Genomic DNA, 5326 nt, shown 5'->3' with positions numbered 1-5326 from the left:
CTCCGCGACGCCCGGCAGCTGGGGCGCTATGGCATCGCGGTGACAGAGCCCGCGCTGGACTACGCGCGGCTGCTCGAGCGCGTGCGCGAAGTGGCCGGCGACGTTCGCGCCCACGCGGCCCTGCGCGAGCAGATCGCCGCGGCGGGGGTCACCGTGCACGAGCACGTCGGCGCCGCGCGCTTCGCGGACCCGCACACCCTCGAGACCCAGCGTGGGCCAGGGTTTCGAGCGGAGAAGTTCATCCTCTGCACCGGTGGCGTGAGCCGGCGCCTCCCCATCCCGGGATTCGAGCTCACGAAGACCCACAGCGATGCGTGGAGCCTGAGCACCGTTCCGCCGTCGATGGTGGTCGTCGGCAGTGGCGCCACGGGAGTCCAGGTGGCGTCGGTCTTCGCTGCGTTCGGCACCCGGGTGCAGCTCTTCGAGGCGGGAGCACGCATCCTGCCGACCGAGGACGAAGACGTGTCCGCCGCCGTCGCGGAGTCCTTCCGTCAGGCCGGCATGGGGGTGCGCGAGGCCTTCGGCACGATTGAGCGCTTCGAAACGACGCCAGGGGGCGTGCGGATGGTCTTCTCCAGGGACGGCGTGCGAGACAGCGCCGAGGCCGCGCTCGTCGTCGTCGCCGTGGGCTGGAGGGCCGACACCTCCGCGCTCAACCTCGCGGCCGCGGGCGTCGAGACCGACTCGCGAGGTTTCGTCCGCGTCGATGCCCAGCTGCGCACCTCCGCGCCGCACATCTTCGCCGCCGGAGACGTGACCGGGCGCCGGATGCTGGTCCCCCAGGCGTTGCAGGACGGGTTTGTCGCGGGCTCCAACGCGGCACGCGCACCGATGCTCTCCGTCACGGACGAGGTGTGTCCGGTTGGCAGCTTCACTGATCCGGAGTACGCGCAAGCGGGCCTGACCGAAGCGAAGGCACGTCAAGCGCACGACGTCGTGGTGGCGGTGGTGCGCTTCGACTCGACGACGCGGACGCTCATCGATGGCAGGACGACGGGGTTCTGCAAGCTCATCGTCGACCGCGCCACGCGGAAGCTCCTCGGCTGCCACGTGGTGGGGGAGCGGGCGGTCGACCTGGTCCAGACCGCAGCGATCGCCATCGCCGCGGGGATGCGGGTGGAGGAGCTGGCTCGGGTTCCGCTCTCGTTCCCCACCTATACCGGCGTCCTGGGGCGTGCGGCGGCCATCGCTGCCCGCCAGCTCCAGGTCGACGTGGACCGGGCCCGCCTCGCGGAGCTGCTCTGACTCAGCGCGGCCGCTCGGCCAGCACGAACGGCCGCGGCCGGTGCCCGTTGGGGTCCTCGACCGCGAAGGAGGGAGGCGATGCGCGGGCCCCAGCCCGTCCCGCCGCGCCTCACCCCGTCACGGCTTTGCGCACCGCCGGGCGCTGGCTGTGACGCCGGACGTAGGCCACCAGCTCCGGGTGTCCGCCGAGCAGCAGCAGCGTGTTCGCGAGGTGGAGGATGGACGCCATCACCACGTCGGCGGCGGTGAACGTCCCGCCCACCAGGAACTCCCGGCCGCCGAGTCCCCGCTGGATGACGTCGAGCACGGCCGTGAGCCGCGCCCTGTGCTTCTCGACCGCCGCGTCCGAGGGTTCGCGCTCCGCGGGCGCCTGCATGTCCCGGTAGAACGCCATCACCACGGGATCGAGGGTCAGCTCCGCGAAGACCATCCATCCGTAATAGGGACCGCGCTCCGCGGAGCCCACCGGCGGCGCCAGGTGCTTCTCCGGGAACCGGTCGGCCAGATGGAGACAGCTGGACAGGGACTCCAGCAGCGTGACGTCCCCATCCACGAGGGTGGGGAGCTCACCCAGCGGATTCACCGCCAGATAGGCAGGCGCGGTGTTCTCCTGTTGAGAGAGGTCGACCCTGATCAGCTCGTAGGGCACGCCAAGTTCTTCCAGCAGCCAGCGGGCACGGACCGCGCGGGTCCTGGGGGCGAAGTAGAGCTTCATGGGTGGCACTCCTGGGTGTCGCGGGAGGCCCCAAGATGCGGCGACCGGAGTTCCCGGACAATGCGGCCTCCGTCGAACTCATTGTCAGGCTAGGCTTGACGGTCATGATTCCTCCTGCCGACATGGTCCTCTTCGCGACGGTCGTCCGCGAGGAGAGCTTCACCCGGGCGGCGCTCAAGCTCGGCATCACCAAGCAGACCGTCAGCGAGCGCATCCGCCAGCTGGAGGAGCGGCTGGGAGTGCGGCTGCTCGAACGGACCACGCGGCGCCTGCGGGTCACCGGGGCCGGGGTGATGTACTCCGAGCGCTGCGCCGCCATCGCCGCGCTCATCGACGAAGCGAACAACGAGGTGCAGCAGGGACAGGCGGATCCCACCGGCCTGCTGCGGGTCTCCTCACCCGTGCTCTATGGCCGGCGGTACCTCACCCCCGTGATTTCGAAGTACCTCGCCCGCTATCCCCAGGCGCGGGTGGAGCTGGTGCTGGCGGACCGCCGCCCCCACCTCATCGAAGAGGGATTCGACGTCGCGATCCACATCGGCCCGCTCAATGACTCGTCGCTCGTGGCGCGAAAGCTGGGAGAGGGCGCGGTCCACTTCGTGGCGAGCCCCCGCTTCCTGTCGAAGCACGGCACCCCGGACGCCAGGGAGCTGCGCTCCGCGCGCTGCATTGGCTTCAGCGCGTTCGAGACGTGGGAGGCCGAAGGGGTGAAGTCGCGAATCGATCCGGTCCTGATGGTGAATGACAGCGAGCTCGCGTGCGAGGCGGCCATCGAGGGAGTCGGCATCGCGCGCGTCCCGGACATCGTCTGCCGGGAGGCCCTCCGCGACGGGCGGCTGAAGGTCCTCTTCGGCCCCAAGCCCGCCGCGATGCGGCCCATCCACGTCGTCTACCCCAGCCGGCTGAACCTTCCGAACAAGGTCCGGCTCTTCATGGATGCCCTGGCGACGCTGGCCGAGCCGACACCGCGGCGGCCCGGCCGCATCCAGCGGAAGCGCTCGCGCTGAGGGGGCCCTGCGTCCATTCAGCCGCACGGCCCCCTACCCCACGCGCTGACGAGAGGGGGATGCGCGTCCCGGCGGCTTCAGTCGCGCTGATAGTCGATCCGGTCCGCCACCAGGAAGTTGCGTGTTCCCTCAAGCTCGATCTTCAGTTCGGGATCCAGGTCCCAGCCGAGCTGGCGCTCCACGTCGACGATGGGAATCGAGCGCACGGTGCCCGTCACGACGATGTTGGCGTCCTCCCGGAGCCGCACCGGCCTCAGGCCCTGGCTCTTCTGCGGGACCACGACCACGATCTCGTCATCGAAGATGCCGCCGCTCTCCATCACGAAGGAGCGCGCATCGAGCTTGTTCTCGATTTCGCCCGCGACGCTGACCTTCTGGCCCACGTAGCTGGAGATGTTGTCGTTCAGCTCCTCGACATCGAGCTGCTGGGCCTGGGGGGGCGGCTTCTGCTGGCCGGAGGCGGACTTCGAGGCCCCCTGCTGGGACTGCGCCTGCGCGGTGAACGCCAGCAACAGGACTGCCAGGGGTGCCAGCACGTATCGCATCGGACCTTGATTCCTGTTCATTTGCGCTCCTTGTCGTCTTGCCCGGAGCCCTCGGGCTTCCGGGAAGGGGGTTCCCCTGAAGCTGGGCTGCGCCCGGCCGGTCCGGGAAGTGCCGGGGCCTGGGGCCTGGTGACGGCATGAAGCGCCGCCTGCCTACGACGCGCGCGGCCCGGCCCCCGCGACGCCTGACGCGGGCGTCGAGGCTGCGAAGGACCGGCCCGCGCGCCCTGGAGGCAGGCCGCTAGAAGTACCCCCCGACCACGGAGCGGGCACCGAAGGAGATGCCCGAACTGTCGCCCACCAGGATGTCCAGGTTGGGGCCCAGGCCCACGAAGAAGTGCTCGGCCGGGTGCACCAGCACCGGCGCGTAGGCTCCAAGCTGGAAGAAGGTGCCGTCCGCGCCGAACCGGAAGCTCGTCGTCTTGTTGTAGACGAAGCCGGCGCTCACCTTGGGCCAGAAGGAGATCATCTCGTCGTACGGGAGGTTGTAGCCCAGGCGCACGTTGGCGCCGATAGAGGTCGCGTTCTCCCCGGGCTGGAAGATCTGCCCGAAGCTCACGCCCGCACCCACCGACAGGTTCTGCTTGAGGAAGTAGTCCGCGCCCGGCGCCAGGACGAGCGTGAAGTTGTCCGTCCCCGCCGTGTTGTAGGTGAGATTGAACTGCAGGTCCTGGCTGATGACGACCTGCCCCCGGTCTCCGAAACTGCCGGCGGCCGAGCTCGACTGCACGCGCTCCAGCGGGGCCTCCTGTTGCTCCTGTTGCTCCTGCTGTGCCGCGGCCGCCGAGGCCATCCCGACCGTGAGCACCAAGACACTCCTCCGCCATTTGCCAATCGCCATGGACCGACTCCTTTTGCAGGGCTGGAGTTCCAGCCTCCGCGAATGTCCGCGCCGGATGGCGACGCGGCGCGACCTGGCAGGGAGGTGCGCATCGCCACCGCATCTGCCCTGGTCCGCAGGTACGATGCGTGCGCCATTGCAGGGGGCCCGCGGCGAAACCTTCAAGAAGCGACACTGCCCTCCTCCTCACGGACGAGGCGGCGTGGCGGCGGCACGGAGGTCACCGCTTCCGGATGCCCCCCGCGCCCCGTCCTCGTGGCGTCTCGCCGGCGTACCGCTTGTAGACGCGGCGGAACGCGGCCGCGTCGGCGTAGCCCACCCGCGCGGAGACCTCGTCGACCGACGCCCGGGTCGTCTCCAGGAGGTGGGAGGCGTGAGCCACGCGGACCCGCTGCACGAACTCGAGCGGCGTCATGCCCAGGCCGGCCTGGACCCGGCGTGCCAGCGTCCGCGTGGAGGTGGCGGCGGCGCGGGCGAGCTCGTCCAGCGTCAGCTGCCGGCCGACGTTCGCCGCGACGAACCGCTCGACCGCGCGCAGCGACGGATCCGCGACGCGCAGGTGCTCCATCACCATGTACCGGGACTGTGAGACGCGCTCGTCGAGCACGAGGTAGCGGGCCACCAGGTGCGCGAGCGACGGGCTCGCGACGCGCGCGACGATGGCCAACATCAAGTCCGCGTGCGCGAAGGCCGAGCCCGCGGTGAGGACGCCGTCGCTTTCGACGACCATCCGGTCCGCGCGCACGGTGACCTCGGGGAAGCGACGCGCGAACGCCGGCACCAGCCACCAGGTCGTGGTCGCGCTCCGTCCCGCGAGCAGCCCCGCCGCGGCGAGGACGAAGGTCGCCGAGCAGGATGCCGCGATCCTCGCCCCTTTCGCCGCCGCGCGCGCGAGCAGCTCGATGCCGCGCGCGGTGTCGGCGCGGGAGAGCAGGTGCTCGATGGCGCGCTCGCTGGCGGCGGAGAGCCCGGG

General features: G+C 70.6%; 6 protein-coding genes. 2 read left to right on the top strand and 4 right to left on the bottom strand.

Annotation, left to right across the window (positions count from 1 at the left end):
• A partial coding sequence (locus tag ACLEQD_RS35970) for a dihydrolipoyl dehydrogenase family protein (RefSeq protein ID WP_410390370.1) occupies positions 1-1245 on the top strand: 1245 nt, incomplete at its 5' end.
• A 109-nt stretch (positions 1246-1354) separates the two neighbouring features.
• On the opposite strand, the gene ACLEQD_RS35965 is transcribed toward ACLEQD_RS35970, so the two are convergent.
• Positions 1355-1960, bottom strand: coding sequence for a glutathione S-transferase family protein (locus tag ACLEQD_RS35965; RefSeq protein WP_410390368.1), 606 nt, complete (start codon positions 1958-1960; stop codon positions 1355-1357).
• A gap of 104 nt (positions 1961-2064) precedes the next feature.
• Between ACLEQD_RS35965 and ACLEQD_RS35960 the strand changes: the two genes are divergently transcribed.
• Positions 2065-2967 (top strand): LysR family transcriptional regulator, encoded by a 903-nt coding sequence (locus tag ACLEQD_RS35960; protein WP_410390366.1) that lies wholly within the window; start codon positions 2065-2067, stop codon positions 2965-2967.
• A gap of 77 nt (positions 2968-3044) precedes the next feature.
• Here the strand turns inward: ACLEQD_RS35960 and ACLEQD_RS35955 are convergent, their stop codons facing one another.
• The 3 genes from ACLEQD_RS35955 to ACLEQD_RS35945 all read right to left on the bottom strand — a co-directional run.
• Positions 3045-3512 carry a hypothetical protein gene (locus ACLEQD_RS35955; protein WP_410390364.1) on the bottom strand — a complete coding sequence of 156 codons (468 nt, stop codon included), beginning with the start codon at positions 3510-3512 and terminating at the stop codon, positions 3045-3047.
• A 241-nt stretch (positions 3513-3753) separates the two neighbouring features.
• Positions 3754-4320, bottom strand: a complete 567-nt coding sequence (locus tag ACLEQD_RS35950) for a hypothetical protein (RefSeq protein WP_410390362.1) — start codon at positions 4318-4320, stop codon at positions 3754-3756.
• Positions 4321-4573: 253 nt separating this feature from the next.
• Positions 4574-5326 (bottom strand): GlxA family transcriptional regulator (locus ACLEQD_RS35945; RefSeq protein ID WP_410390360.1); only part of this gene is annotated, 753 nt, incomplete at its 5' end.

The sequence above is a fragment of the Corallococcus sp. 4LFB genome (genome assembly GCF_046520365.1).
GTDB classification, from domain to species: Bacteria; Myxococcota; Myxococcia; order Myxococcales; family Myxococcaceae; genus Corallococcus; species Corallococcus caeni.
Note: the sequence above shows the minus strand (reverse complement) of the source record. Positions and strands in the feature narration are given on the sequence as shown.